Genomic DNA, 26,165 nt, shown 5'->3' with positions numbered 1-26,165 from the left:
CGGTGGAATTGATGAATGTTTTTCAAATTCCACCGCACTTTATCGTTTAAACCAATTAAATTAGCCGTTTATTACCCATTCCACCACGCCGCTCCAGCAATCACTAGCACAAACACCACCAACCAAAACAACTGCACTTTCACATTCTGGCGGTTTAATTGTTGATTATGCAAACGGCGTTGCTCGAGTTTTTGACGATAAATTTCCAAATCTTCCTCTTTAAAAGAAAAACCACAATGGGGACAAATTTCCACACTTTCACTGATTTTTCGCCGACATTCGGGACAACGTTGTAATGCCATTATTGACGACCTTGTAGGGTTTTATAAGTTAAAAAATAATAGGTTAACACGGCGACAATCACACAAGCGGCCATGGAAAATAACATCGGTTTCGCTGTATCTAATTTTAATAATGCCACCAACGAACCGATTGTCGCCCCCAAGCCAAAACGTACCGTTCCTGCAATGGAGTTTGCCGTGCCTGCCATATTCGGGAATTTTCCCAGAATAGATGCCATGGAATTAGATGAAATCAAGGCATTTTGCCCAACAAAAACTGCGACACCAATCGCCATTGACCAAAAACCAAGATCAAACACAGCCACTAAAATTAGCCACATACCTGCGATAAATTGTACCAGCAAGCCGCCTTGTAATAATTTCTCTGCACCCCATTTATGTACAAAACGTCCATTCAGAAAAGATCCGATCGTCATCACGCCAATATTTAGCATAAAGAAATAACCAAAGTTTTCCACCGACACACCGTATAAATCAATATACACAATGGAGCCAAGGGTTAAGAACACAAACATCCCACCAAAACCAAAGCCAGATGAAATCATATAACCCAACACTTCTTTTTGTTTCCAAATAGTCGCAAAATTGCGTGCGATAATATTTAACCGTAATGGGACACGATTTTCTTTTTTATGGGTTTCAGGTACCAAGAAAAATACCAGCAACACACTTAAAAATCCTGCCACGGCAATAATATAAAAAATCATGTGCCAGTTGAAATAGGTGACGATATATCCCCCTAAAATCGGTGCAATGAGCGGAGCGACCATCACGATTAACATAATTAATGACATCATTTTTGATAGCTCATTTTTATCAAACAAATCACGCAACAATGCCCCCACTAACACCACAGGAGCCGCACCAAAAAAGCCTTGCACAAAGCGAAGTGCGGTGAAATGTTGAATAGAATCCACCGCCGTTAAAGCAAGAGCGGAAAATGCCCCGACAATAATACCAAGCAAAATACTCGGCTTGCGTCCATAACTATCTCCAATCGGTCCCCAAAATAACTGACCAATGGCCATGCCAAAGGTAAACAGCGTCAAGGTATAAGGCACTTGCTCGGCATCCACCTTTAGATCTTGGGCGATATTCAAAAATGCGGGCAAATACATATCGATGCCCAACGGCGGTAACATGGATAAAATACCGAGCGTTAAAATAAAAAGCACGCCGGCTTTATAAGGTTTACTCATGTATGACTCCTAAAATTTCCTGTTCGGTCAAGGCTCTAAATTCGCCCTCGGCTAAATCGTCATCTAAAATAATATTCCCCACTCGCCAACGATGCAACCCCACCACTTTATTCCCTAAGGCCGCAAACATGCGTTTGACTTGATGATAACGTCCCTCAGAAATGGTTAAATTCACGTTGTAATCGTCTAAAATTTCTAATTTCGCTGGTTTAGTCGGCTCTTTCTCGCCACGCAATAAAATGCCACTTTCACAGGCTTGTTGATAATTGGCCTCCACGGGATCGGCAAGGGTGACTAAATAAGTTTTCTCACAATGATGTTTCGGCGACGTAATACGGTGCGACCACTGCCCATCATCGGTCAACAACACCAATCCTGTGGTATCCACATCCAACCGCCCTGCACTGTGCAATTTCCCTGCCAACGGATAATCAAAAAATTGATAAATGGTCGAATATTCACCGTCATCATTGGAACAGACCACATCTTGTGGCTTGTTAAACATAAAATATTGTTTCCCCTCCACCCATTCAAGACGTTCGCCATTAAACAAAATTTCATCTTGCGAGGACACTTTTCTTGCCCCACTTTTTTCAATTTCTCCATTAATTTGCACCGCACTTTGTTTTAGGGCTTTGGTAGCTTGCGAGCGGGTTAGGCCGGTTTGTTCGGCTAAAAATTTATCTAATCTCATATTGTTTTCCTATTTTCTTATCAAGCATTGTACTATTCTAAGTAGAAAAAGGCTAAGACTAATGAGAAAAAAGCCAGTAAGAGAAATGAAAAAAGAAAAAATTAACGTTTTATTACCGATTCTCGTAACACCAAACTTGGTTCCAACATCAAAGTGCGGTAATTTTCTGCAGAGTTTTTAATTCGCTGTAACAACGTATCCACCGCCATTTCCGCCAATCGATTTTTCGGTTGGTGAATAGTCGTCAGTGGTGGGCTGAGATATTGAGAAAGAGAAATATTGTCATAACCGATAATCGACATATCTTGTGGCACGGATAAACCCTGTCGCCATAAGGCTTGATAGGCACCAAGGGCGATGGTATCACTACAACAAAACACAGCCGTTGGGCGCTCGTTTTGGTTAAGTAATTGTTCCATTCCCCAAATACCGCCATTAAAATTAAAATGGCTTTCAATGATCCATTGCTTATTGATTGCCAAATTATGCTCTTTTAACGCCTGTTTAAAGCCTTTTAAACGGTTTTGTGCCAACGGTTTTTTTAGGCTACCGGTGATAATGCCAATTTTCTGATGATGATATTCAATTAAGGTTTTTGTCGCAAGATAGCCGCCAAGTTCTGAATTTTCCACGATTTTATCTGCACACACTTCCGTTGGCCACCAGTCCATAATCACACAAGGCAAGGTTAAATTTAACGGTTTAGCTTGTTGGGTCTGAAAATGGCTTTCAGTACACATTAACAATAAACCATCTACTTGCTTTTGAATCAAGGTTTGGATATTTTTTTCTAAGCGTTGTGGATCGTCATCAGTATTGCATAAAATCAGGTTGTAATTCAATCGGTTACAATAACGTTCTACGTTTGCTACCACTTCTGCAAAGAATGGGTTATCACTGGTGGTGACGAGCATTCCGATAGTACGAGTTTCTTTGACTTTGAGACTACGAGCAAGGGCTGACGGTTTGTAATTCAGATCGTTTACCACCGCCATTATTTTAGATCGCATCGCTGGACTGACATTGGGGGCATTGTTAATAACCAGCGACACCGTGGAGGTGGAAACCTGTGCGAGCCGTGCAATGTCTTTCATTGTTGCCATAAAATCACCCTAAAGTGCGGTTAAAAAATCCAAAGTTTCACGTCTTGTGGGAATAGACGGCTGTGCCCCTTCTCTGGTTACACTAATCGCCGCTGCAGCGTGAGCAAAACGAATGGCTTCTTTTAACGGTTTGCCGTCCAATAATGCGACGAAAAATGCCCCATTAAAGGTATCCCCTGCGGCGGTGGTGTCAACGGCGTTGACTTTAAAACCTGCCACGATTTCTTGTTGTCCTTGTGTACTCACAAATACGCCTTTTGATCCTAGCGTAATCAATACAGTTTCAATGCCTTTTTGATGAAAAATTTCCGCAGATTTCACCGCGGTTTCAAGGTCGGTTACTTTCACCCCTGTTAAAATTTCCGCTTCGGTTTCGTTGGGGGTAATCATATTTAAATTTGCCAATAATTCATCAGGCAATTTTTGAGCAGGAGCAGGATTTAGCACCACTTTTACGCCATTATTTTTAGCGATTTGAGCGGCTTTGATCACAGCTGGCAACGGTGTTTCTAACTGCATTAATAACATATCTGCTTGCTCAATTTGGCTTCGGCTTTGTTCGACAATCTTTTCATCTAAACAACCATTCGCACCAGCGGAAATCACAATGCTATTTTCGCCACTCGCTGCCACTTGAATCATTGCAATCCCTGTAGTTTGGTGGGCGATTTGATGAATAAATTGCGTGTTAATGCCGTCCTGCTCAAACGCCAGTTTCATCGTCCGACCAATGTCGTCATCACCAATACAGCCAATAAAATTCACTTGGGTATTTTCATCACTTAACCTTGCCGCTGCCACCGCTTGATTCGCCCCTTTGCCACCGTAGGCAATGTGGTAATGGTGTCCTGTGAGTGTTTCACCGGGTTTGGCGAAATGGGGAACGGAAATGACGTGATCAGCGTTGATGCTGCCTAGGATGGTGAGTGTTTTTTTCATAATAGGTTGCCCTTATCTAATACTCTTTCGAAACGTTTCGATTCAAGGAAAAAAGATACAATAAAACGATTAGGGTAAAAAGCCTTTTTTATAGAATATGTGAGTTGGATCACAAAATTTTTTCCATTTATCAAATTGACTTTCTCCGTGTAAATATATAAACTGTTCTTATAAACAGTAAATAAAAGGAAATAATATGTCTATTGGTCATCATCGTCTTAAAGTCGGTGATATTCTTGAATGTGATTATGGTCTATTGAGCCAAAATATCAACAATTTTGATGGGCATATCCCCCCTGAAATCGTCAAACGCAGAATGGTTGTGGTGTTAAATGCGAAATTACAGGGATTAGCTCTTGTTGTTCCCATTTCGTCAACAAAAAATATTAGCGGTATACAAAACCAATATCATATAGAAATTGATAGCAATCTTATTCAAGAAACGAGCTTTTATGATAAACGACAACGCTGGGCAAAAGCAGAACTTATTCAAGCGGTTAGCCGTCAGCGATTATTTCCTATTTATCATCAAGGGAAACGTATAGATAATCGACTACCCTATACTCTGGTTGAGCAAATACAAAAAGCCGTGATCAAAGCGATAAGTGCCAATATTTTATTAGACAAATCATAAAAATCTGTTATTATGTTCAAGTAACGCCTTAGAGCGATACGCTGAAAAGCGATTTTTTAACGCCTTGAGCGATAAATCCCCTGCAAGAAATTGCAGGGGATTTTGTTATTATTTGGTCACCACTTTCAAATCCACTGGAATTTTCGTTTCCACTTTTTCGCCTTTCAACACTTTGTCAGCGGTTTCCACGCCTAGGCTGCCGATTAATTCAGGTTGTTGAGCCACGGTGGCGGCAAGTTTTCCACTTTCTACGGCTTTCACGCCGTCATCAGTGCCGTCAAAGCCCACAACTAACACCTTTTTATTCGCCGCACTAATGGCACGCAATGCCCCTAATGCCATTTCGTCATTTTGAGCGAATACGGCTTGCACTGCCCCTTTGGATTGCAGTAAGTTTTCCATCACATTCAAGCCTTTGGTGCGGTCAAAATCCGCTGGTTGGCTGGCTAGTACATCAAATTGGTGAGCTGCAATGGCTTGTTTAAAGCCTTCGCCACGTTCACGAGCAGCGGATGTGCCTGCGGTGCCTTCCAGTTGAATAATTTTCACACCGTTGCCCAGTTTTTCGGCAATGAAATCCCCTGCCATTTTGCCACCAGCCACGTTGTCGGACGCAATATGGCTCACTACTTCGCCTTTTGCCGCACTGCGGTCAAGGGTGATCACGGGGATTTTATTACGATTGGCAATCGCCACCGCATTGCCTACGGCTTCGCTGTCGGTTGGGTTGATGAGCAACACTTTTGCCCCACGCACCATTAAATCTTCCACATTGGAAAGCTCTTTGGCAGGGTCGTTTTGCGAATCCAACACCACTAATTTGTAGCCTAATTCTTCGGCTTTTTTCTCTGCCCCTTGTTTTAAGGATACAAAGAACGGATTATCCAGCGTGGATACGGTCAAGGCAATGGTATCTTGTGCCAAGGCTACGCCGCATACGCCACTGAGTAATAAGGCTGATGCTAATGTGGTTAATTTTTTCATAGTGAAATCTCCTATTAATTTACGCTTTTTTAGTACCTAAATAGTTATCCGCTAAAACTGCCACGAGAATAACCAACGCTTTTGCTATCATTTGATAGTAAGATGAAATATCTAATAAATTCAAGGCATTATTTAAGAACCCAATAATCAACGCCCCGATCAATGTTCCCATTACACGCCCTTTACCGCCCATTAAACTAGTGCCACCGACCACGACCGCCGCAATGGCATCTAATTCATAAGAAACACCTGCGGTGGGTTGTGCCGAAGAAAGACGAGATGTGACAATTAAGCCAGCCAAGGCAGATAGAAAACCGCTCACCGCAAAGACAAACACTTTGATTTTATTCACATTAATGCCTGATAATTGGGTAGCCGCTTCATTGCCCCCTAAAGCATAAATATAGCGTCCGATTTGGGTGTGTTTTAGCACATACCACGCCACCAAAAACACAATCGCCATTAACCAAATGGGAAATGGAATCCCGAATAAATAGCCTGTGCCGAGATAAGCAAAGCTGTCTGCGGTATCGGAAAATCCTGTGCTAATCGGGCGACCATCAGTGTAAACCATAGTTACGCCACGCAATAAGGTCATCGTCACCAGCGTAGCAATAAAAGATTGCACTTTGCCTTTTGCCACGATCACGCCACTGATTGAACCCAGCAATGTACCTAATAAAAGCGTGGCTGGCACCACCAATAAGATCGGATATTCCGCTCCCACTAGACTGGCGGCTATCGCCCCTGTTAAAGCCAAAATGGAACCCACCGACAGATCGATCCCTGCAATTAAAATGACAAAGGTCATTCCCACCGCAATCACGGCATTCACGGACGTTTGGCGTAAAATGTTCAAGATGTTATCTAGGCTGAAAAAATCAGGATTAATCGCCGATACAATGGCAATTAACACCAATAATGCTACGATAGACCGTTGTTCTAGCAGAAATTTGCCGAATTGAAATGAATGTTTTTCTGTTGTCATTGTTATTCTCCTTGCTTACCAATCGCCGCCGCTAATAATTTTTCTTGGGATGCTTGCGTACGTGAAAATTCGCCGCTAATTTTGCCTTCTCGCATCACTAAAATCCGATCCGACATTCCCAACACTTCGGGCATTTCGCTGGACACTAAAATAATGCTCAAGCCTTCTTGTTTGAATTTATTGATCAGCTGATAAATTTCCTTTTTCGCCCCCACGTCCACGCCCCTTGTGGGTTCGTCTAAAATCAACACATCAGGACGCGTCATTAAGCCTTTGGCAATCGCCACTTTTTGTTGATTACCGCCTGACAGCAAGCCTACAGGCTGATCGGAACTCGGCGTTTTCACGTTGAACAAATCAATAAAATCCGTCACCACCATTTGCTCCGCTTTGTGGTTAATTTGCCCCAGTTTAGCGAAATGATCGAGAGCAGTGAGCGACATATTTTCTTTCACTGACATCCCTAAAATTAAGCCGTCCCCCTTGCGATCTTCGGAAATATATACAATACCGTGCTTAAGTCCGTCTTGTGGGCAATTGATAGAAATCTCTTGCTGATTTAACCGCACTTTTCCGCTCGTTTTTGGCAACGCCCCATAAATCACTTTCATTAATTCGGTACGCCCTGCCCCCATTAACCCCGACACGCCCAAAATTTCGCCTTTGTGTAGCTGAAAACTGACATCTTCTACGCCACTGCCCGAAAGTCCGTCAACTTCTAACCGCACGTCGCCCAACGGCTGGTCAATATGCGGATATTGTTCTTCCAATTTCCGCCCCACCATCATTTCAATCAGACGATCTTCGTCCAATTCGGCAACCGTTTTTTCGCCGATAAATTGCCCATCACGCAACACGGTCACATCATCGCAAATTTCAAAAATTTCTTTAATACGGTGCGAAATATACACAATCCCCCGATTTTCCGCTTTGAGTTCTCGGATTACGTTAAACAACGCCTCGGTTTCCGTATCCGTCAAGGCATCAGTGGGTTCGTCCATAATAATCACTTTGGATTCAAAGCTCAGAGCTTTGGCAATTTCCACCATTTGCTGCTCGCCAATGGACAACTCGCCGCAACGCTGTTGGCTACTGTGTGGCACGTTCAATCGAGCTAATAATTTATCCGCTTCCGCATACATTTTCGCCCAATCAATCGCTCCCCAATGGGTAGTAAACTCACGCCCCAAGAAAATATTTTCCGCAATAGTGAGATTGCCGACTAAATTTAATTCCTGATGAATAATGCTAATCCCTGCTTCTTGCGACTGTTTTGGATTTTTGAAATGGACTTCTTGCCCCAAATATTCAATCGTGCCTTTATCTTTGCTATAAATCCCTGTCAGCACTTTCATCAATGTCGATTTTCCCGCCCCATTTTCACCCATTAATGCCATTGCTCGTCCTGCATACACCGACAAACAGGCATTAGATAGGGCTTTCACACCTGGGAAGGATTTATCTATTCCGCTAATTTTCAATAAAGGATCGTTTTTCATACTTTCCACCCTTTTTCATCACTTAAAACGGCACGCCCGAATACAAAATCACATTAGCATAAGGGGAACATTCGCCTGTTCGAACAATGGCTTTATTGTTGTGGGTCAGTTCTTTAAAAATCTCGTGAGCCACATAGTTAATCTGAATTTGATTACCTTGTTGATGTTCAAGCTGTTGCAAACGCTCTAAAACTGCGGTGTAAATTTCTGGATTTTTATGCTTAATCTCTTCCGCCAACACCGCACGCTCCACAAACAACTCCGCCACCACCACATCCAACGTCTGCAAAAAACTCGGCACACCAGCGGTTAAGGCTAAATCAATGCGTTCCACATTTTCAGGAATCGGTAAACCTGCATCGCAAATGGTGATTCCGTCCGTATGCCCTAATCTGGCAATGCAATGTGAAAGTTGAGCATTGAGTAAGGTTGTTTTTTTCATTGTTATTTTCCCCTAAATTCCTTATTTAGAACAAAATCGAAACGTTTCGATTTGAATTTGATAAAAAGATAGAAGAAAAATTGAAAAAGGAAAAGGACTTTTTGTTGAATCTGTGAACTGGATCACAAAATTTTTATCTCCTTAAAAATAAGGTTACTTTCCCCCACCTAATTTAACCTTTCCCTAACAATTTCTTTCAAAAACTTGCACTAGATCACAGTTTTTTTCTCAAATTCGTTTTATAATGCGAGAGTTATTATTAAAACCAGTGAATAAAAAGGAAGTATATTATGTCAGATTTACGTCAAGCAGCGTTAGATTTCCACGAATTTCCTGTTCCAGGAAAAATTGAAGTTACGCCAACCAAATCCCTTGCAACCCAACGTGATTTAGCCTTGGCTTATTCCCCAGGGGTAGCAGAACCTTGTTTGGATATTGAGAAAAACCCAGCCAATGCTTATCGTTATACGGCAAAAGGTAATTTGGTTGCGGTGATTTCTAATGGTTCAGCGGTATTAGGTTTAGGTAATATCGGTGCCTTAGCAGGTAAACCGGTGATGGAAGGGAAAGGCGTATTGTTTAAAAAATTCGCTGGCGTGGATGTGTTTGATATTGAGATTGATGAAAAAGATCCTGATAAATTAGTCGAGATTATCGCCTCTCTTGAACCGACTTTCGGCGGGATTAACCTTGAAGATATTAAAGCCCCTGAATGTTTCTATATTGAGCAAAAATTGCGTGAACGCATGCACATTCCGGTATTCCATGATGACCAACATGGTACGGCGATTATCAGCTCGGCAGCGGTTATCAACGGTTTACGCATTGTGGGCAAAAAAATTGAAGATGTGCGTTTAGTCGCATCAGGTGCCGGTGCCGCCTCTATTGCGTGTTTGAATTTATTGGTTTCGCTCGGCATGAAACGAGAAAATATCGTGGTTTGCGACTCTAAAGGCGTGATCTATAAAAATCGTGATGACCGCATGGATGACACCAAAAAATTGTATGCCATTGATGACAATGGCACACGTTCTTTAGGTGATGTGATTGAAAATGCAGATATTTTCTTAGGCTGTTCAGCCAAAGGCGTGTTAACGGCTGAAATGGTAAGATCCATGGCGGCGAGTCCATTGATTTTAGCACTGGCGAACCCAGATCCTGAAATTACCCCACCAGAGGCCAAAGCGGTTCGCCCTGATGCCATTGTGTGTACTGGTCGTTCTGACTACCCAAACCAAGTCAACAATGTCCTTTGTTTCCCATTCATTTTCCGTGGTGCGTTAGATGTAAGTGCGACCACCATTAATGAAGAAATGAAAATGGCGGCGGTACATGCTATTGCGGATCTTGCTCTAGCAGAACAAAACGAAGTCGTGACCTCGGCTTATGGTGGCAACGAAGTGTCATTCGGGCCGGATTACATTATTCCTAAACCATTCGATCCACGCTTAATCGTACGTATTGCACCTGCCGTGGCGAAAGCGGCAATGGATAGCGGTGTAGCCACTCGCCCTATCACTGATTGGGATGCCTATTTGGAAAAATTAAGCCAATTCGTTTACAAAACCAATTTGTTTATGAAACCTGTATTTGACCAAGCGAAAAAAGACAAAAAACGGGTCTTATTAGCAGACGGTGAAGAAACGCGTATTTTGCATGCGGTACAAGAAATTACCAGCCTTGGTATTGCTTATCCAGTGTTGGTGGGTCGCCATGAAGTCATTGAACAACAAATCAAAAAACTCGGTTTAAAAATTGAAGCCGGTAAAGATTTTGATGTGTTAAGTACAACTGATCCAGTAATTTTTGAAAAATGCTGGGGCTTATATCACAACAAAATGAAACGCAATGGCGTGACTGCCGCTATGGCAAAACGTCGTATGATCAATAATTCTGCGGCGATTGGTTCTGCATTACTAGAATTAGGTTATGCTGATGCTATGTTGTGTGGACTAGTTGGTACGTTCTCTTCAAGTCTAAGTTTATTAACTGAGATTATCGGTGTTAAAGAAGATGTTAAGGTTCCAGCCACAGTGAATGGTTTGGTGCTTTCTGATCGCAACTTATTCTTAGCCGATACTTTTGTGAACACCGATCCAAGTGCAGAAGAATTAGCTGAAATTACCTTAATGGCAGCGGATCAAGTGCGTCATTTTGGTATTGAACCGCAAGTGGCGTTAATTTCACATTCTAACTACGGCACTTCCGCTCACCCAAGTGCGGTGAAAATGCGTCAAGTTTTACAATTAGTTAAGGAATTAGATCCGACCTTAATTATTGACGGTGAAATGCACTGTGACGTGGCGTTAACGGAAAGTTTACGTAACGAAATCATGCCGGATAGCCCATTAAAAGGCGCGGCTAATTTATTAATTATGCCAAATATGGAATCTGCACGGATTAGCTTGAACTTGTTGCAAGGTACCCATACGCCGATTACCATTGGCCCAATCCTGATGGGAATGAAAAAACCGGCACATGTGTTGACATCCAAGTCTTCTGTTCGCCGTATTATTAATATGGTGGCCGTGGCTGCGGTGAAAGCACAACAAGAAAAGTAAAATAGCACTTAATATTAGGGCGTGAGTTATCCAATCACGCCCTTTTAACAAAAAATTTACATTTTTACTGATCTAAATCAAATTTTTTGTTAATATGATACTGGAATTTGTAGCAAACCCTACAAAAATACTTCTCAACTTTTCATATAAGGAAAATAGAATGGCTTACACATTACCAGAATTAGGCTACGCCTATGACGCATTAGAACCCCATTTTGATGCACAAACCATGGAAATTCACCACAGCAAACATCACCAAGCCTATGTTAACAATGCCAATGCGGTATTAGAGGCAAATCCTGCATTAGCAGAACTTGCTGCTCAAGGTTGCCCTGGTTCATTTTTGAAAAAACATTTGGCGAATGTACCGGCGGATAAATTTGCGGCATTGCGTAACAATGTTGGTGGACACACTAACCACAGCTTATTTTGGAAATCGTTGAAAAAAGGTACAACCCTACAAGGTACATTAAAAGCCGCCATTGAACGTGATTTTGGTTCAGTTGATGCGTTCAAAGCAGAATTTGAAAAAGCGGCTGCGACTCGTTTCGGGTCAGGTTGGGCATGGTTAGTCGTAACAGCAGAAAACAAATTAGCGGTGGTTTCTACTGCAAACCAAGATAACCCATTAATGGGTAAAGACATTGCAGGTTGCGAAGGTTTCCCATTATTAGGCTTAGATGTTTGGGAACATGCTTACTACTTGAAATTCCAAAACCGCCGTCCAGATTACATTAAAGAATTCTGGAATGTGGTGAACTGGGATTTCGTCAGCGAACGTTTTGAGAAACATGCAAAATAATTTTTACTAAGATATAACAGCAATCGGCTCAAATGAGCCGATTTTTTTTCAAAAAATTCTTCCTTTCTTAATATTTAATTAAGATTTACATGTTCTAATTAACACCAATGAAAGCCAAACAGCTTTCCCAAGCAGTGTACTCGCACGGCAACATATATTAACAAGGAGAAAAAATGAAAAAACTATTAGCTATCGCACTTATCGCAGCATCAACTACCGCCTTTGCTGGATTTAGCAACACAGCGACAACCAATACTGTGTCATCTTCTAGTGGGACAACGACGGTTGCTCAAGCCTTGCAAGCTCGTGATAATAGCGTTGTCACCTTGACAGGCTATATTGTCAGTCAAGTAGATAACGACGAATTTTATTTCAAAGATAATACTGGCAAAATCAAAGTCGAAATTGATGACCATGTTTTCAATAATCAAACCGTGACTCGCAGTGATCGTATTACCATTCGAGGTAAAGTAGATCGTGATTCACATAAAGCAAATGAAGTTGAAGTCTTTGAACTTCGTAAACATTAATTGATAGATCAAGGTATTAAAGGGAGAACAACAGATGAAAAAATTACTCACTCTCGCACTGATTGCGATTTCAAGTACCGCATTGGCGGGTTTTGATAATAACCACAAAGGCGGTTTCGCAGGTGGCTATGCTGGCACGACGATGACCGTTGCTCAAGCATTAAAAGCCAGTGATGATACGATTGTCAGCTTAACGGGTCAAATCGCTAGCCAAATTGATGATGATGAATTTTATTTTAAAGATGCCACAGGCCAAATTAAAATTGAAGTAGATGATCACGCCTGGAATGGTTTTACCATCACCCCAGATGATCGAATTATCATTCAAGGCAAAGTGGATCAAGAAGTGTTTAAACCCGCAGAAATTGAAGTGTTTAGTGTTCGGAAAGCAGACTAATGTCTGAAAAAAGTAAAACGGGCGAAAGCCCGTTTTTTTATGAATGTAATGCCAAATATTCCGATGCCAATGCGGCCAAATAATTCGCCGTTGGGAAAAGTGCGGTATCATCTACACGGAATTTTGGGTGATGCAACGCATAAGGCCCACCCGAACCAATCATAATAAAGACCCCTGCGATTTTTTGTTGATAAAATGCGAAATCTTCTCCGATTGGACTGGCATCCACCAATTTTGTTTCAAAGCCATTTTGACGAGCAATATCTAGGACAAAATCAATCCATTCAGGACTGTTCATTACTGACGGTGGACCGGCGTGCCAATATAACTGAATATCCGCATCAAATGCGAATTTTATGCCATCAATAATCGTTCTAAAACGTTGCTCAATTTGCTCACGCACAGATTGATTGAAACTTCTCACCGTACCTTCTAAATAAGCATTATCAGGAATCACATTCCACGTATTACCACTATGCACTTGGGTAATGGATACCACTGCATTTTCATTAGATGCCACATTACGACTCATTATTGATTGCACCGCATTAATAAGCTGAGCCAAAATAATGATCGGATCATTACCATCGTGCGGACGTGCAGCATGAGCCCCTTTAGCATTAATTTTAATTTCAAAACGATCTACGCCTGCCGTCAGAGCATTTGGCTTCGTCCCTAAGACCCCCACGGGCAAAGTAGGATCATTGTGAATACCAAAAATCACATCGGCATCATTCAGCACGCCTGTGTTAATCACATCCAATGCCCCCAACCCTGTTTCTTCAGCCGCTTGGAACAAAATTCGCACCGTGCCTTTAAGCTCGGCTTGACGTTGCTTTAATAAAATCGCCGCCCCTAATGCGGCGGACTGGTGGAAGTCGTGCCCACAGGCGTGCATTACACCCTCCTTTTGGGAAGCATAATCCACGCCACTTTCTTCTAAAATGGGTAACGCATCAATATCCGAGCGTAGCACCACGATTTTCTCTGTAGGTTCACCTTGAATTTCAGCGACCAATCCTGTTTTAAGCGGTAAATCCAAAATCGTAATTTGATGTTTTTCTAATTCCGCCCGCAAGGCTTTGGTGGTTTCCACTTCCTGATTAGAGAGTTCTGGATATCGGTGACGTTCACGGCGAAATTGGATAAGATATTGGGCTAATTCGGTATGCTGTTGGGTGATCGTTTCAAACGTTTTCATGATATTTTCCCTTATTTTCAATAAAAATGTTTATTATTCTTTAAGTTCAGATTGCAATTGATAACGAAAATCGCAAAACCCATCACCATTCATGACGGTACGTGGACGAGTCAATTTAATATTAGGTGCATAACCTTCGATAAATTTACTATCTCTGTTACAAGACAATAAAAACCCAATCTCTGCCAATCCCATTTTTTGATACATTTCTGCATAACGACAACGATGTACTTTATAATTATACTGGTAGTGATCATTATTCACGACTTCAATTTTGAGTGCATCGTCTTTTTCCCACAAATATTGCAGAGCAACAAAACTTTCTACACTGGTACCATTTGGCTCTTTCTCTGCATATTGACGACCCGCATCCACCGCTGCATTAGAGACGGCTTCCTCAATGATTGACTTTGCTTTTTCCAAGCCGAGTTCACGTTTCATAATTTCATAGATCGGTTTAATAATTTCAGCTTCAATTTTTCGCTGTTGTAATATACTGATTTCAACAAATTCTTGCATAAAATTTTCCTCTGTTTTTCAATAAAATGCTGCATAGATTGCCTCGTACAAGAGCTTGAATATCGCGATAAAGATCATTGCTAATGTGTTGATTTCCTAAGGTATATTCTAGTTTCTTTAACAACGCTGAGCTGTCGTAAGGATTTTGCGGACTCCCTTTGGGATGTGCAATGCGTTGTGATAAAAACTCACCATTTTTCAACCGCAGTTTCACTTCGCCAAAAATCCGTCACCCCTTGCAAAACAACATCAATGAATTTCTGATCGGAAATTATCGAGATGACGAGAATCTTCTCTGCCAGTTGTGTACCTTGCGTATCCTATCCAATGGTTAGATATAAAATTCCACAGGATCCGCAAATTGACGGACAAATCGTTTCGTTAATTCATGCTGTGGCTTGCCGATCACTTGTTTCGCTGGCCCTTGTTCCACAATGCCACCATTTGCCATAAACACCACACGATCGGCGACGTTCTTCGCAAATTCCATTTCGTGTGTCACAATGACCATTGTAATTTTTTGTTTAGCCAATTGTTGGATTACCTGCAATACTTCATTAACTCGCTCTGGATCCAATGCCGATGTCGGTTCATCAAATAACAAAACCTTAGGTTTAACCGCTAAAGCTCGGGCTATCGCTACCCGTTGTTGTTGACCACCTGATAACGTGGAGGGATATTGATTTGCCTGTTGTTCTAAGCCGACTTGTTTCAATAAATTCAGCCCGAGTTGTTTCGCCTCTTCAGGATTCATTCTCTGTGCGACAATCGGTGATAAGATAATATTTTCCAACGCCGTTTTGTTTTTAAAGAGATTATAGCTTTGAAACACCATCGCGGATTGATGACGCAATTGGGTTTCTTCTTTATGTGAATATTTCTCCGCATTCAAAGAAACATCCGCAATGCTAATTTGCCCTGAATTAGGCTTTTCCAGCAAGTTTAAACAACGTAACAAGGTGGACTTACCCGACCCAGAGGGTCCAATAATAGCGACTACTTCGCCCTCTTGAATATGCAAATCAATATTTTTTAACACATGATTTGACCCAAAGGATTTAGAAAGTTTTTCAATTTTAATCATATTTACATCCCTCATGTTTAACGTTTATAAGGTGCAGATAACTTGGTTTCTAGGCTTTTTTGCAACCATGAATTAAAGAATCACGACTAACCAATATACAATGCCCACGGCTAAATAAGTTTCAAAAAATTTATAAGATTCTACGGTCATTAATTTGGCAACACATAACAATTCAGGGGGCTAAAATTCTTGCCAAGAGTTAGAAAATCAATGATATGTGATACCATTATGATAACGCTCCAATTAATCGTAATGGCAAAATTCTATATAAGCTAACTCGTATCAGCCAATAATCTTTTTTGCTATGTTATAGCATTTCGTTATATTTGAATAAAAAAATGGCTCAGTTTTCACCGAGCCATTCATTTATTTCGTTATCATTACAAATTATTCAACAACACTTTCACTTCCTGCTGTTCCAATGCCGAACCATTTTTCAATACGCTTTCAAGGGTTTGTTTAGCCGTGGCGTTATCGCCTTTGGCTAATTGAACCTTTGCCGTAAGTAAATTTTTCCGACTTTCCCATGTTGCGTCTTTGACTAAATTTAAGGTGCTTAATACCTCATCAAATTTGTCTTGTTGTAACTGAATTTCAGCTAAACGAATACCCGCAATAGAGGACAAAATTTCATCTGGTGCTTGTGCCATGGCGTCTTTTAATGCCACTTCTGCTTGAGAAAAATCTTGATTTTGCACCGCACTTTTGGCTTTTTCCAATAAGGCTAAAGTCGCATAACCTGTTTTACTATGTTCTTTCACAAACGCATCAATTTGCGTATTTTTTGTCGTAGCATCCACATTGCTATACACCGCTTGCTCATATTGTGCAGACATTTGTTGCGCTTTGCTTGCTTGATAATCTTGCCAGAAACGCCAACCAAAGACACCGCCAGCGCCAATAATCACGGCAGCAATCAGGCTTTTATAATTTTCTTTCCACCAAGATTTAATTTCATTCAGTTCTTGTTCTTCTAAACTGCTATAAGCCATAATTTATTCCTTAAATGCTTGAGTTAAATAAGCCACTAATTCATCAACAGCAACGGTTTGTTGGTCTGCATTGCCTAATAAATCTTTTACCACCACTTGGTTAGATTGTACTTCAGTTTCACCAATCACAATAGCAAATTTTGCCCCGACTTTGTCGGCACGTTTAAATTGTTTCTGGAATTTGCCTCCGCTACAATGGGTCATAATACGTAAGTGCGGTAATTCTGAACGAAGTTTTTCCGCCAGTTTGAAAGCCGTTAAGGTGGTATTTTCACCAGCAAAAACAAGGTAAATATCTACCGCACTTTGTACTGGAATAGCTTGGTTCACTTCTTGAACTAACAACACTAAACGCTCTAAGCCCATGGCAAACCCTACACTTGGGGTCGCATGTCCGCCTAGTTGTTCGACTAAGCCATCATAACGACCACCACCGCAAACCGTGCCTTGCGCACCTAATGCAGTTGTCACCCATTCAAACACGGTTTTATTGTAGTAATCTAAGCCACGTACCAGTTTCGGGTTGATTTCATACTGAATCCCCATGTTATCAAGTAAAGCACAAAGTTGAGCAAAATGCTCACGGCTTTCCTCGTCTAGATAATCTAACAATTTCGGTGCATTGTTTAACACCTCTTGTAACGCCTGATTTTTGGTATCTAAAATACGTAATGGATTTTTAACTAAGCGTTCTTTTTCTTCCTCGTTCATTAAATCCAAATGATTTTGCAAGAAATCCACTAAGGCAGAACGATAATTTTGGCGAGCCTCTAATGAACCAATGGAATTTAATTGTAATGCGACATGCTGCTCGATCCCTAAGGCTTTCCATAAACGTGCAGTGAGTAAAATCAATTCCGCATCAATTTCGGGATTCGCTATACCAAAAATTTCCACACCTGCTTGATGGAATTGACGATAACGCCCTTTTTGTGGACGTTCATGGCGGAACATCGGGCCGATATACCATAAACGTTGCTCATTATTATAAATCCAACCATGCTCCACGGCTGCACGCACACAACCGGCGGTTCCCTCTGGGCGCAAGGTGAGCTGTTCATCATTGTCCCAAAAGGTATACATTTCTTTTGATACCACGTCGGTCACTTCGCCAATGGCACGTGCAAATAACGGCGTACTTTCCACAATCGGCATACGCACTTCAGCATAACCATAGCTCGCTAACACTTGGCGTACTTGACTTTCTACCCATTGCCATAATGGGCTTTCTGTTGGGGAACAGTCATTCATTCCCCGAATCGCTTGAATGTTTTTTGCCACAATATTTCCTTAAATAATTCTGTTTTTGGGATCTTGTTGAGACACTTTAGCTCGAATTTTAGCCTCAAGCTGATCGATCAATGCGTCATTATCAAAACGTTCTTTCTGACGCTCACCGTCTAAATAATAACCGCTTTTTTTGTTACCACCGGTCACGCCTAAATCCGATACCAAAGCCTCACCCGGTCCATTTACCACACAGCCAATAATCGACACATCCATTGGGGTGATGATATCTTCCAAACGTTGTTCTAAGGCATTCACCGTGCCAATCACATCAAATTCTTGGCGAGAACAGGTTGGGCAAGCAATAAAGTTAATGCCACGCGAACGAATACGTAAGGATTTTAAAATATCAAAACCGACTTTGATTTCTTCCACAGGATCGGCGGCTAATGATACTCGCAAGGTATCGCCGATACCCTCCGCTAAAAGCATGCCTAAACCCACCGCACTTTTGACCGCCCCTGCTCTGGCGCCACCAGCCTCGGTAATCCCAAGGTGTAACGGTTGTTTAATCGCTTTGGCTAACAAACGGTAACTTTCCACCGCTAAAAAAACATCAGAGGCTTTGACACTCACCTTAAACTGATCGAAGTTTAAACGGTCTAAAATTTCCACATGACGCAATGCACTTTCTAACAAGGCCTCGGGGGTCGGTTCGCCATATTTTTCTTGCAGATCTTTTTCCAATGAACCGGCATTCACACCAATACGAATCGGAATATTATTATCTCTCGCACAATCTACCACGGCACGAATACGATCTTCACGGCCGATATTGCCGGGGTTAATCCGCAAGCAATCTACGCCGTATTCTGCCACTTTTAAAGCAATGCGATAATCAAAATGAATATCCGCCACTAACGGCACATTCACTTGTTGCTTGATTAACTTAAAGGCCTCAGCGGCGTCCATGGTTGGCACGGAAACACGTACAATATCTGCCCCGACTCGTTCAAGCGCTTTAATTTGTGCCACGGTGGCATCCACATCCGTGGTTCGGGTGTTGGTCATGGATTGCACCGCAATCGGTGCATCACCGCCCACGGGCACCTTGCCTACATAAATTTTTGTCGATTCACGACGTTTAATGGTTGGTTTAAAAGCTGACATAATTTCCGTGATTATTGTAATTTAATGCGAGCCACTCGCCCATCAATTTTCAATGGGTAATTTTCGCCTTTATAGGTAATTTTCACATTCGACGGCGCCCCAATGGTTAAGGCATAAGGGCCTTTTCCATCTAATGTAATCACTTCACCTTGTTTATATTCTTTTTGTGTCACTAAATTATGACGTTTGCTATCACGCACCGCAATCCAACTGGTGGCGGCGGTTATTTCAATTTGTAAATCCCCTGTCAATGCGCTATCAGCGGTGCTTGACGTATTACTATCGCTCGCTGAATTCTCTGTCACGGCATTGTCTGCGGTGGTATTCTCAACGGTATTATCCGAGGCGCTATGCTGTAATAACATGGCTTGTGCCGTATTACTCGTAACAGTGCTATCCGTTTGCCCCGAAGTTGCGCTAAGATCGTTACTCGTGGCCGTGTTGTTATTTTCTGTCCCCATTTCCACCGCACTTTCCGTCTGAGGTGGAGGGGCCAAGGTTGCCTGATTATCCACGGGTGCTGCTGTGTTGGTCGCTTGGCTTACGGTCGGAGTTGACTCTTGCGCAGGCACATAATTTTGCACTAAATTATCCCGTTCCGCATTGGTTTGTTGGTAATTTTCCCACCACCAAAGTGCGGTCATGCCAATAACAAATAACACCACCAAAGCTGTTAACCAGCCAATCCAACGGCTATGCGAGGAATGCGGATTTACCACTTTTTTGACTTTAACATGCTTATTTAAATCATTTCTTGCGGTGCCACCAAAATCAATCTTGCCATCAGTCCATAATGTGGCGGGTAATTTCAAGAATTCAGCATAATTACGCACATAGCCTTTCATAAAGGTGGCAGGGATATTTTTCTGTACAAATTCATTGTTTTCAATATGTTCTATCACCGACGGGCGTAAATTCACTTGTTCAGCGGCTTGCTCAATCGTTAAATTTAATTGCTGACGCGCCTGACGAAAAACCTCACCGACGGTTGCGGTAGAATTTTCGATAACGTGCTTCTGCGTATCCATAAATAGCCTTTGCTTCCTAAAAATAAAAGATAAAATTAAGCTGTTAAGTTTAAAGTTGTCGCCTTGCTTTTGCAACTGTTATTTAGCGCTAGGCGTTTGTGATCCCAAAGGACATCACATGTTCAATGCGTTCTGCCCCCAATGCAATCATGATCAAACGATCCACACCTAATGCAACCCCTGATGTATTCGGCATGCCAGCTTGTAGGGCGGCCAACAAACGTGTATCAATCGCTCGAGTCGGTAAGCCTAATTTTTGGCGTAATTGATTATCTTGCTCAAAGCGATTAGCTTGCTCATGGGCATCCGTCAATTCATGGAAACCATTGGCTAACTCTAACCCTTTGTAATAGAACTCAAAACGTTCCGCTACTCGGTGATCTTCTGAGCTAATTTGAGCTAATGCGGCTTGACTGGCGGGGAAATGGTAAATCGCCACAGGACGATCTTGGCCAATTTTGGGTTCCACTACTTCACTAAACAGAAATTGTAATAATGTATCTCGTTCTTCCGTTTCATCACAGATAAAATGATGTTGTTTCGCCTTATTAACCAATTCCGCTTTGGAGGCAGACAACGGATCTAAACCCACATATTCTTGAAAAACAAATTGATAGCTTAAACTTTCAGCAGGTTCGCAATCTAAAATATTCTGTAATAAATCATCCACTTCATTAATTAAACGATACATATCGAAGAACGGACGATACCACTCTAACATGGTAAATTCTGGATTATGCCGTTGCCCCGCCTCTTCATTACGAAAAACATGGCAAAGCTGAAAAATGGCGCCTGAACCCGCCGCTAATAAGCGTTTCATATGATATTCTGGGCTAGTATTGAGCCAGAGGGTCTTAGATTGTGCATTAAAAGGCGCAGTAAATTCTGTGCTAAAGGTAGACAAATGCACATCCGTCACGCCAAATTCGCTTAGAATCGGGGTTTCCACTTCTAACACGCCACGTTCAGAAAAAAAGCGGCGGATCTCCGCCATAATTTTGGCGCGCGCCAAGAGGTTTTTAATCGGGGCAGTGGGCTGCCATTGAGTTTCTGTTGACATAAATAGATAATCAATAAATAAAAAGTGTCGCTATTTTAACGTGAATTACCTAAAATACCAAACCCAGAAATACAATAATCCTGCCATAAAAAGATCACTTCCGCCCAGTTAGCCATAAATAATCAACATAAAAGCCCTGAATCTAACCCTATAATAATTCTCATTTTTATTAAAGTGCGGTGTTTTTTATGAGAAATTTGAGCTAGATCACATTTCTAATCATTAGATGAAAAAAGAGATAGTAATTTATTAAAATTTAAGTAACATTATCCTTAATCATTTTATTCCAACTGTGGGGGAACATTATCGTGCAAATAGTCAATGTAGATATTGCGATAGTCGGTGCTGGTGGTGGTGGTTTGCGTTCTGCAATCGCTGCGGCAGAAGAAAATCCGAATCTTAAAATCGCTTTAGTTTCAAAAGTTTATCCAATGCGTAGCCATACTGTGGCCGCCGAAGGTGGTGCAGCGGCGGTTATCAAAGAAGAAGATAGCTACGATAAACACTTTAACGATACCGTGTCGGGTGGTGACTGGTTATGTGAACAAGATGTGGTAGAATATTTTGTTCAACATTCACCCGTAGAAATGACACAACTTGAACGTTGGGGCTGTCCTTGGTCTCGTAAACAAGATGGTGATGTAAACGTACGTCGTTTCGGTGGGATGAAAATCGAACGGACGTGGTTTGCGGCCGACAAAACCGGTTTCCACTTGTTACATACGCTTTTCCAAACCTCTATTCAATATCCACAAATCCAACGCTTTGATGAACATTTCGTGTTAGATATTTTAACCGATAATGGTCATGCTTGTGGTTTAGTGGCAATGAACATGATGGAAGGAAAACTCATCCAAATTAACGCCAAAGCCGTAGTAATTGCCACTGGTGGTGGTTGCCGTGCATTCAAATTTAATACTAACGGCGGTATCGTGACCGGTGATGGTCTTTCTATGGCCTATCGTCATGGTGTGCCATTACGTGATATGGAATTTGTGCAATATCACCCAACTGGCTTACCAAATACGGGTATCTTGATGACCGAGGGTTGTCGTGGTGAGGGCGGCATTTTATTAAATAAAAATGGCTACCGTTACTTACAAGATTATGGTCTAGGCCCTGAAACGCCAGTGGGTAAACCTGAAAACAAATATATGGAATTAGGCCCACGTGATAAAGTATCCCAAGCATTCTGGCAAGAATGGCGTAAAGGCAACACACTCAAAACCGCTAAAGGCGTAGATGTGGTGAGTTTGGACTTGCGTCATTTGGGTGAAAAATATTTACACGAACGTTTACCGTTTATTTGTGAATTAGCTCAAGCCTATGAGGGGGTTAATCCTGTTGAGCAACCAATTCCAGTGCGTCCAGTGGTGCATTACACCATGGGGGGGATTGAAGTAGATTTCAACAGTGAAACTCGAATTCGTGGTTTATTCGCTGTCGGTGAATGTGCCTCTTCTGGTTTACATGGTGCCAACCGTTTAGGCTCTAACTCCTTAGCAGAATTAGTGGTATTAGGTCGTGTGGCGGGTGAATATGCCGCTGAACGTGCCACTGAAAATGTCCAAATCAATCAAGCTGCAGTGGATGCCCAAGCTCGTGATATTGTTAAACGCTTGGAAGATTTATACAACCAAGAAGGTAACGAAAGCTGGGCAGAAATTCGTGAAGAAATGGGCATGTCCATGGAAGAAGGTTGTGGTATTTATCGTGACCAACAAAGCATGCAAGCCACCGTGGATAAAATTGCCGAATTGAAAGAACGTTATAAACGTATTCGTATTCAAGACCGTTCAAGCGTGTTCAATACCAACGTGCTTTATACCGTTGAATTAGGTTACATTTTAGACGTGGCACAATCTATTGCCAACTCAGCGATTGAACGTAAAGAATCACGTGGTGCTCACCAACGTTTAGACTTTGTAGAACGTGATGATGTGAATTACTTGCAACATACGTTAGCCTATTACAATGGCGACAATGCACCTCGCATTGAATACAGCCCAGTGAAGATTACGAAATCACAACCGGCGAAACGTGTTTACGGTGCGGAAGCGGATGCCGCCGAAGCAGCCAAAGCTGCCGCTAACAAAGGGGAGAATGCAAATGGCTAATGAATCTATGATGACCGTAGAAGTGCTACGCTACAATCCTGAAGTGGATAAAGCACCGCACTTATGTACTTACCAAGTGCCTTACGATAACCAAACATCTTTATTAGATGCGTTAGGTTATATTAAAGATAAACTTGAACCTGAGCTTTCTTACCGTTGGTCTTGTCGTATGGCGATCTGTGGTTCTTGCGGTATGATGGTGAATAATAAACCTAAACTCGCTTGTAAAACGTTCTTACGTGATTACAGTGGTCACATGCGAATTGAACCATTAGCGAATTTCCCGATTGAGCGTGATTTAGTGGTAGATTTAAGCCACTTTATTGAAAGCCTAGAAGCCATCAAACCTTACATTATTGGCAACAAAATGCCAGAGTTAGATGGTCAACCACATCCGTCAGCAGAATTGGCAAAAAGTCGTACCAAACAAACACCAAAACAATTGGAAAAATACCGTCAATTCTCCATGTGTATCAACTGCGGTCTTTGCTATGCGGCTTGTCCACAATTTGGTTTAAACCCTGAGTTTGTCGGTCCAGCAGCGTTAACCTTGGCTCACCGTTATAATTTAGATAACCGTGATCACGCCAAAGCACAACGTATGCCAATTATCAACGGTGACAACGGTGTTTGGTCTTGTACGTTCGTAGGGGCATGTTCTGAAGTGTGTCCGAAACACGTCAACCCAGCCGCCGCCATTAACCAAAGCAAATTAGAAAGTGCCAAAGACTATCTAATTTCCATGCTTAAACCAAAAGCGTAGGGGGAATTATGACTGAATTAGTAAGTAAACGTAATAAATACCGCCGTGAAATGACCGCAACTTGGTGGAAAAAATGGGATTTTTACAAATTCTATATGTTGCGTGAAGCCACGGCTTTCGCTGCCGTGTGGTTCTGCTTAGTATTGCTTTACGGTATCATCACCTTAGGCAGTGAAAATGGATTTACCACAAACTTTGTGCCATTTTTACAAAACCCTATCGTGGTTATTTTAAATCTCGTGTCAATCGCTGCCTCCATTCTACACTCGGTGACATTTTTCCATATGTCGGGTGAAGTGATGTCTGGTACCTTAGGCGTAAAATCAGAATTAATCCGCAAAGGATTCTATGTGGTTTTCGCTGTGGTCAGTGTTGTGCTGTTGATTTTAGCGTTCATGTAAGGAGAAATAACGATGGTAGATCAAAATCCAAAACGTTCGCAAGAGCCACCTGTCTGGTTATTGTTTAGTGCAGGCAGTGCCATTAGTGCATTAGCTTTCCCAGCATTAATCTTAATTTTAGGTATTTTATTACCTTTTGATATTATTTCAGCGAATGGCATTATTGCCTTTAGCCATCATTGGTTAGGAAAATTAGTCATCTTAGCGTTAGCTATTTTCCCAATGTGGATGGGCTTACACCGTGTACATCATGGTATGCACGACGTGAAATTACACGTACCAAACGGTGGATTAATTTTCTATGGTTTAGCTGCAATTTATTCTATTGCTGTGATTGCTTTAGTGATTGCTATCTAACGCTAAACTCTCTCAAATACATAATAGGTATCCTTGTGATACCTATTTTTTTGTTTATTTTTACCGCACTTTGTTTAAAAAAACTGATCTTGATCACATATTAATGAAAATATGGTGCTGAAACGTGCAAAGCAATCTAATTCATATTAAAATAGCTCACCTTAATTTCAGACCAAAGGAGTCAACCATGACTATTGCAATTATTATTGCAACCCACGGTGTGGCAGCGAATCAGTTGCTAAAAACCACCGAAATGCTGATTGGTGAGCAAGAAAACGTGGCTACAATTGATTTTGTGCCGGGTGAAAATGCAGAAACCATTATGGGCAAATACCAAGAAAAACTGACCAATGAGCTTGCTCATTGTGATCAAGTGTTATTCTTGGTAGATACTTGGGGCGGTAGTCCGTTTAATGCGGCCAACCGTGTAGCTAACGATCAGGACAATATGAATGTGGTCACTGGCGTCAATGTTCCTATGCTCGTAGAAACATTTATGGCTCGTGATGATAATCCAAGCCTTGAAGAACTCACTGCCATTGCCCTTGAAACAGGTCGTACTGGCGTGCGTGCATTGCGTTTTGATGAACCAGAAGAAAAACCGGTTCAAGTAGCCGCTCCTGTTGCACCAGCAAAACCAGCTGAACCGGCAGTAGTGACTCCGAATGCGGAAGGACATTTAGTTATCGGTTTAGCTCGTATTGATGACCGTTTAATTCACGGTCAAGTAGCCACGCGTTGGACCAAAGAAAGCAAAGTCACTCGCATTGTGGTGGTGAATGATGATGTTGCCAAAGACAGCGTACGTTCCACCATGTTAAAAAGCGTTGCCCCTCCAGGTGTCACTGCTCACGTGGTGCCGGTGGACAAAATGATCCGTGTCTATAACAACCCTGAATATGCCGGTGAGCGTATGATGTTGTTATTCACTAACCCAACGGATGTACAACGTTTATCTGACGCTGGCGTAGAATTTAAGTCCATCAATATCGGCGGTATCTCTTACAAAGAAGGGAAAAAAATGGTGACCAGTGCGGTAGCGGTGAACGACGAAGATATTGCGGCATTCAAAGCCCTTGATGCTAAAGGCATTGAGTTGGATGTACGTAAAGTCTCTAACGATAGCCGTCAATATATGATGGATCTTTTAAAGAAAAATAACTTAATCTAAG

General features: G+C 41.8%; 27 protein-coding genes. 10 read left to right on the top strand and 17 right to left on the bottom strand.

All coding sequences use genetic code 11. The annotated features are described in order from the left end of the window. Nucleotides 1–71: 71 nt before the first annotated feature. The 5 genes from ACTG7X_RS04135 to rbsK form a co-directional block, all read right to left on the bottom strand. Nucleotides 72–302, bottom strand: coding sequence for a zinc ribbon domain-containing protein (locus tag ACTG7X_RS04135; RefSeq protein WP_439243018.1), 231 nt, complete (start codon nucleotides 300–302; stop codon nucleotides 72–74). After that, nucleotides 302–1,501, bottom strand: coding sequence for a Bcr/CflA family multidrug efflux MFS transporter (locus tag ACTG7X_RS04130; RefSeq protein ID WP_439257266.1), 1,200 nt, complete (start codon nucleotides 1,499–1,501; stop codon nucleotides 302–304). The genes ACTG7X_RS04135 and ACTG7X_RS04130 overlap by 1 nt, the downstream gene beginning before the upstream one ends. Next, entirely contained in the window at nucleotides 1,494–2,195 is a 702-nt protein-coding gene (gene rsuA / locus ACTG7X_RS04125; protein WP_439257265.1) for a 16S rRNA pseudouridine(516) synthase RsuA, read from the bottom strand. Before rsuA ends, ACTG7X_RS04130 begins: the two co-directional genes overlap by 8 nt. 101 nt (nucleotides 2,196–2,296) lie before the next feature. Then, complete coding sequence (locus ACTG7X_RS04120; RefSeq protein WP_439257264.1) at nucleotides 2,297–3,298, bottom strand: substrate-binding domain-containing protein; 1,002 nt, start codon at nucleotides 3,296–3,298, stop codon at nucleotides 2,297–2,299. Between the two features lie 9 nt (nucleotides 3,299–3,307). Further along, a complete protein-coding gene (gene rbsK, locus ACTG7X_RS04115; RefSeq protein WP_439257263.1) occupies nucleotides 3,308–4,237 on the bottom strand; it encodes a ribokinase in 930 nt (309 codons plus the stop codon). Nucleotides 4,238–4,433: 196 nt separating this feature from the next. On the opposite strand from rbsK, the gene ACTG7X_RS04110 reads away from it, so the two are divergent. Further along, on the top strand, nucleotides 4,434–4,871 hold the full coding sequence (locus tag ACTG7X_RS04110) for a type II toxin-antitoxin system PemK/MazF family toxin (protein ID WP_439257262.1): 438 nt from the start codon (nucleotides 4,434–4,436) through the stop codon (nucleotides 4,869–4,871). A gap of 108 nt (nucleotides 4,872–4,979) precedes the next feature. On the opposite strand, the gene rbsB is transcribed toward ACTG7X_RS04110, so the two are convergent. From rbsB to rbsD, 4 genes are read right to left on the bottom strand one after another with little or no spacing between them, the layout of a single operon-like run. Next, the gene (rbsB, locus tag ACTG7X_RS04105) at nucleotides 4,980–5,855 is read right to left on the bottom strand and encodes a ribose ABC transporter substrate-binding protein RbsB (protein WP_439257261.1); all 876 of its coding nucleotides are present in this window, start codon (nucleotides 5,853–5,855) and stop codon (nucleotides 4,980–4,982) included. A gap of 19 nt (nucleotides 5,856–5,874) precedes the next feature. Further along, nucleotides 5,875–6,843: a ribose ABC transporter permease gene (gene rbsC / locus ACTG7X_RS04100; RefSeq protein WP_153985478.1), complete on the bottom strand. Its 969-nt coding sequence runs from the start codon at nucleotides 6,841–6,843 to the stop codon at nucleotides 5,875–5,877. Nucleotides 6,844–6,845: 2 nt separating this feature from the next. Further along, a complete protein-coding gene (rbsA, locus tag ACTG7X_RS04095) occupies nucleotides 6,846–8,342 on the bottom strand; it encodes a ribose ABC transporter ATP-binding protein RbsA (RefSeq protein WP_439257260.1) in 1,497 nt (498 codons plus the stop codon). 22 nt (nucleotides 8,343–8,364) lie between these two features. After that, nucleotides 8,365–8,784 (bottom strand): D-ribose pyranase, encoded by a 420-nt coding sequence (rbsD, locus tag ACTG7X_RS04090; protein ID WP_439257259.1) that lies wholly within the window; start codon nucleotides 8,782–8,784, stop codon nucleotides 8,365–8,367. Nucleotides 8,785–9,071: 287 nt separating this feature from the next. On the opposite strand from rbsD, the gene ACTG7X_RS04085 reads away from it, so the two are divergent. From ACTG7X_RS04085 to ACTG7X_RS04070, 4 genes are all read left to right on the top strand, one after another. Continuing rightward, a complete protein-coding gene (locus tag ACTG7X_RS04085; protein ID WP_439257305.1) occupies nucleotides 9,072–11,345 on the top strand; it encodes an NADP-dependent malic enzyme in 2,274 nt (757 codons plus the stop codon). A 160-nt stretch (nucleotides 11,346–11,505) separates the two neighbouring features. Continuing rightward, nucleotides 11,506–12,147, top strand: coding sequence for a superoxide dismutase [Mn] (sodA, locus tag ACTG7X_RS04080; protein ID WP_439257258.1), 642 nt, complete (start codon nucleotides 11,506–11,508; stop codon nucleotides 12,145–12,147). Between the two features lie 173 nt (nucleotides 12,148–12,320). Continuing rightward, nucleotides 12,321–12,677 (top strand): YgiW/YdeI family stress tolerance OB fold protein, encoded by a 357-nt coding sequence (locus ACTG7X_RS04075; protein WP_439239760.1) that lies wholly within the window; start codon nucleotides 12,321–12,323, stop codon nucleotides 12,675–12,677. Nucleotides 12,678–12,711: 34 nt separating this feature from the next. Next, nucleotides 12,712–13,074 carry a YgiW/YdeI family stress tolerance OB fold protein gene (locus tag ACTG7X_RS04070; RefSeq protein ID WP_439239761.1) on the top strand — a complete coding sequence of 121 codons (363 nt, stop codon included), beginning with the start codon at nucleotides 12,712–12,714 and terminating at the stop codon, nucleotides 13,072–13,074. Nucleotides 13,075–13,111: 37 nt separating this feature from the next. Here ACTG7X_RS04070 and ACTG7X_RS04065 read toward each other — a convergent pair whose 3' ends face one another. The 8 genes from ACTG7X_RS04065 to epmA form a co-directional block, all read right to left on the bottom strand. Then, nucleotides 13,112–14,275 (bottom strand): amidohydrolase, encoded by a 1,164-nt coding sequence (locus ACTG7X_RS04065; protein ID WP_439257257.1) that lies wholly within the window; start codon nucleotides 14,273–14,275, stop codon nucleotides 13,112–13,114. A gap of 33 nt (nucleotides 14,276–14,308) precedes the next feature. Beyond that, nucleotides 14,309–14,794, bottom strand: coding sequence for an L-2-amino-thiazoline-4-carboxylic acid hydrolase (locus ACTG7X_RS04060; RefSeq protein ID WP_439257256.1), 486 nt, complete (start codon nucleotides 14,792–14,794; stop codon nucleotides 14,309–14,311). 331 nt (nucleotides 14,795–15,125) lie between these two features. Beyond that, entirely contained in the window at nucleotides 15,126–15,878 is a 753-nt protein-coding gene (locus tag ACTG7X_RS04055; RefSeq protein WP_439257255.1) for an amino acid ABC transporter ATP-binding protein, read from the bottom strand. Nucleotides 15,879–16,258: 380 nt separating this feature from the next. Then, nucleotides 16,259–16,870, bottom strand: coding sequence for a YfgM family protein (locus ACTG7X_RS04050; protein WP_439257254.1), 612 nt, complete (start codon nucleotides 16,868–16,870; stop codon nucleotides 16,259–16,261). A gap of 3 nt (nucleotides 16,871–16,873) precedes the next feature. Continuing rightward, nucleotides 16,874–18,151 carry a histidine--tRNA ligase gene (gene hisS / locus ACTG7X_RS04045; RefSeq protein WP_439257253.1) on the bottom strand — a complete coding sequence of 426 codons (1,278 nt, stop codon included), beginning with the start codon at nucleotides 18,149–18,151 and terminating at the stop codon, nucleotides 16,874–16,876. Nucleotides 18,152–18,160: 9 nt separating this feature from the next. Beyond that, the gene (ispG, locus tag ACTG7X_RS04040; protein WP_439239764.1) at nucleotides 18,161–19,267 is read right to left on the bottom strand and encodes a flavodoxin-dependent (E)-4-hydroxy-3-methylbut-2-enyl-diphosphate synthase; all 1,107 of its coding nucleotides are present in this window, start codon (nucleotides 19,265–19,267) and stop codon (nucleotides 18,161–18,163) included. An 11-nt stretch (nucleotides 19,268–19,278) separates the two neighbouring features. After that, entirely contained in the window at nucleotides 19,279–20,295 is a 1,017-nt protein-coding gene (locus ACTG7X_RS04035) for a RodZ domain-containing protein (RefSeq protein ID WP_439257252.1), read from the bottom strand. Between the two features lie 88 nt (nucleotides 20,296–20,383). Further along, nucleotides 20,384–21,355: an elongation factor P--(R)-beta-lysine ligase gene (epmA, locus tag ACTG7X_RS04030; protein ID WP_439257251.1), complete on the bottom strand. Its 972-nt coding sequence runs from the start codon at nucleotides 21,353–21,355 to the stop codon at nucleotides 20,384–20,386. 308 nt (nucleotides 21,356–21,663) lie between these two features. On the opposite strand from epmA, the gene frdA reads away from it, so the two are divergent. From frdA to manX, 5 genes are all read left to right on the top strand, one after another. Further along, a complete protein-coding gene (gene frdA, locus ACTG7X_RS04025; protein WP_439257250.1) occupies nucleotides 21,664–23,472 on the top strand; it encodes a fumarate reductase (quinol) flavoprotein subunit in 1,809 nt (602 codons plus the stop codon). Further along, nucleotides 23,465–24,235 carry a succinate dehydrogenase/fumarate reductase iron-sulfur subunit gene (locus ACTG7X_RS04020; protein ID WP_439239769.1) on the top strand — a complete coding sequence of 257 codons (771 nt, stop codon included), beginning with the start codon at nucleotides 23,465–23,467 and terminating at the stop codon, nucleotides 24,233–24,235. The genes frdA and ACTG7X_RS04020 overlap by 8 nt, the downstream gene beginning before the upstream one ends. Before the next feature lie 8 nt (nucleotides 24,236–24,243). Continuing rightward, complete coding sequence (frdC, locus tag ACTG7X_RS04015; RefSeq protein WP_439239770.1) at nucleotides 24,244–24,636, top strand: fumarate reductase subunit FrdC; 393 nt, start codon at nucleotides 24,244–24,246, stop codon at nucleotides 24,634–24,636. A 12-nt stretch (nucleotides 24,637–24,648) separates the two neighbouring features. Next, nucleotides 24,649–24,993, top strand: coding sequence for a fumarate reductase subunit FrdD (frdD, locus tag ACTG7X_RS04010; protein ID WP_439257249.1), 345 nt, complete (start codon nucleotides 24,649–24,651; stop codon nucleotides 24,991–24,993). 187 nt (nucleotides 24,994–25,180) lie between these two features. Then, entirely contained in the window at nucleotides 25,181–26,164 is a 984-nt protein-coding gene (gene manX / locus ACTG7X_RS04005; protein ID WP_439257248.1) for a PTS mannose transporter subunit IIAB, read from the top strand. Nucleotide 26,165: the final 1 nt, after the last annotated feature.

It is taken from the genome of Lonepinella sp. BR2271, from assembly GCF_051851515.1.
Classification (GTDB): domain Bacteria; phylum Pseudomonadota; class Gammaproteobacteria; order Enterobacterales; family Pasteurellaceae; genus Lonepinella.
The sequence above is the reverse complement of the archived record's forward strand: the minus strand, read 5'-3'. Positions and strand labels throughout refer to the sequence as shown.

Excerpts from the sequence above, each read along its gene's own strand:
- rbsC (WP_153985478.1), bottom strand. The coding sequence starts at position 6,843 with ATGACAACAGAAAAACATTCATTTCAATTCGGCAAATTTCTGCTAGAA.
- ACTG7X_RS04075 (WP_439239760.1), top strand. The coding sequence starts at position 12,321 with ATGAAAAAACTATTAGCTATCGCACTTATCGCAGCATCAACTACCGCC.
- ispG (WP_439239764.1), bottom strand. The coding sequence starts at position 19,267 with ATGTCAGCTTTTAAACCAACCATTAAACGTCGTGAATCGACAAAAATT.
- frdC (WP_439239770.1), top strand. The coding sequence starts at position 24,244 with ATGACTGAATTAGTAAGTAAACGTAATAAATACCGCCGTGAAATGACC.
- ACTG7X_RS04120 (WP_439257264.1), bottom strand. The coding sequence starts at position 3,298 with ATGGCAACAATGAAAGACATTGCACGGCTCGCACAGGTTTCCACCTCC.
- rbsK (WP_439257263.1), bottom strand. The coding sequence starts at position 4,237 with ATGAAAAAAACACTCACCATCCTAGGCAGCATCAACGCTGATCACGTC.
- ACTG7X_RS04070 (WP_439239761.1), top strand. The coding sequence starts at position 12,712 with ATGAAAAAATTACTCACTCTCGCACTGATTGCGATTTCAAGTACCGCA.
- ACTG7X_RS04065 (WP_439257257.1), bottom strand. The coding sequence starts at position 14,275 with ATGAAAACGTTTGAAACGATCACCCAACAGCATACCGAATTAGCCCAA.
- rbsD (WP_439257259.1), bottom strand. The coding sequence starts at position 8,784 with ATGAAAAAAACAACCTTACTCAATGCTCAACTTTCACATTGCATTGCC.
- ACTG7X_RS04135 (WP_439243018.1), bottom strand. The coding sequence starts at position 302 with ATGGCATTACAACGTTGTCCCGAATGTCGGCGAAAAATCAGTGAAAGT.
- rsuA (WP_439257265.1), bottom strand. The coding sequence starts at position 2,195 with ATGAGATTAGATAAATTTTTAGCCGAACAAACCGGCCTAACCCGCTCG.
- ACTG7X_RS04110 (WP_439257262.1), top strand. The coding sequence starts at position 4,434 with ATGTCTATTGGTCATCATCGTCTTAAAGTCGGTGATATTCTTGAATGT.
- rbsB (WP_439257261.1), bottom strand. The coding sequence starts at position 5,855 with ATGAAAAAATTAACCACATTAGCATCAGCCTTATTACTCAGTGGCGTA.
- frdD (WP_439257249.1), top strand. The coding sequence starts at position 24,649 with ATGGTAGATCAAAATCCAAAACGTTCGCAAGAGCCACCTGTCTGGTTA.
- rbsA (WP_439257260.1), bottom strand. The coding sequence starts at position 8,342 with ATGAAAAACGATCCTTTATTGAAAATTAGCGGAATAGATAAATCCTTC.
- ACTG7X_RS04035 (WP_439257252.1), bottom strand. The coding sequence starts at position 20,295 with ATGGATACGCAGAAGCACGTTATCGAAAATTCTACCGCAACCGTCGGT.
- ACTG7X_RS04055 (WP_439257255.1), bottom strand. The coding sequence starts at position 15,878 with ATGATTAAAATTGAAAAACTTTCTAAATCCTTTGGGTCAAATCATGTG.
- sodA (WP_439257258.1), top strand. The coding sequence starts at position 11,506 with ATGGCTTACACATTACCAGAATTAGGCTACGCCTATGACGCATTAGAA.
- ACTG7X_RS04050 (WP_439257254.1), bottom strand. The coding sequence starts at position 16,870 with ATGGCTTATAGCAGTTTAGAAGAACAAGAACTGAATGAAATTAAATCT.
- manX (WP_439257248.1), top strand. The coding sequence starts at position 25,181 with ATGACTATTGCAATTATTATTGCAACCCACGGTGTGGCAGCGAATCAG.
- ACTG7X_RS04060 (WP_439257256.1), bottom strand. The coding sequence starts at position 14,794 with ATGCAAGAATTTGTTGAAATCAGTATATTACAACAGCGAAAAATTGAA.
- ACTG7X_RS04130 (WP_439257266.1), bottom strand. The coding sequence starts at position 1,501 with ATGAGTAAACCTTATAAAGCCGGCGTGCTTTTTATTTTAACGCTCGGT.
- ACTG7X_RS04020 (WP_439239769.1), top strand. The coding sequence starts at position 23,465 with ATGGCTAATGAATCTATGATGACCGTAGAAGTGCTACGCTACAATCCT.
- epmA (WP_439257251.1), bottom strand. The coding sequence starts at position 21,355 with ATGTCAACAGAAACTCAATGGCAGCCCACTGCCCCGATTAAAAACCTC.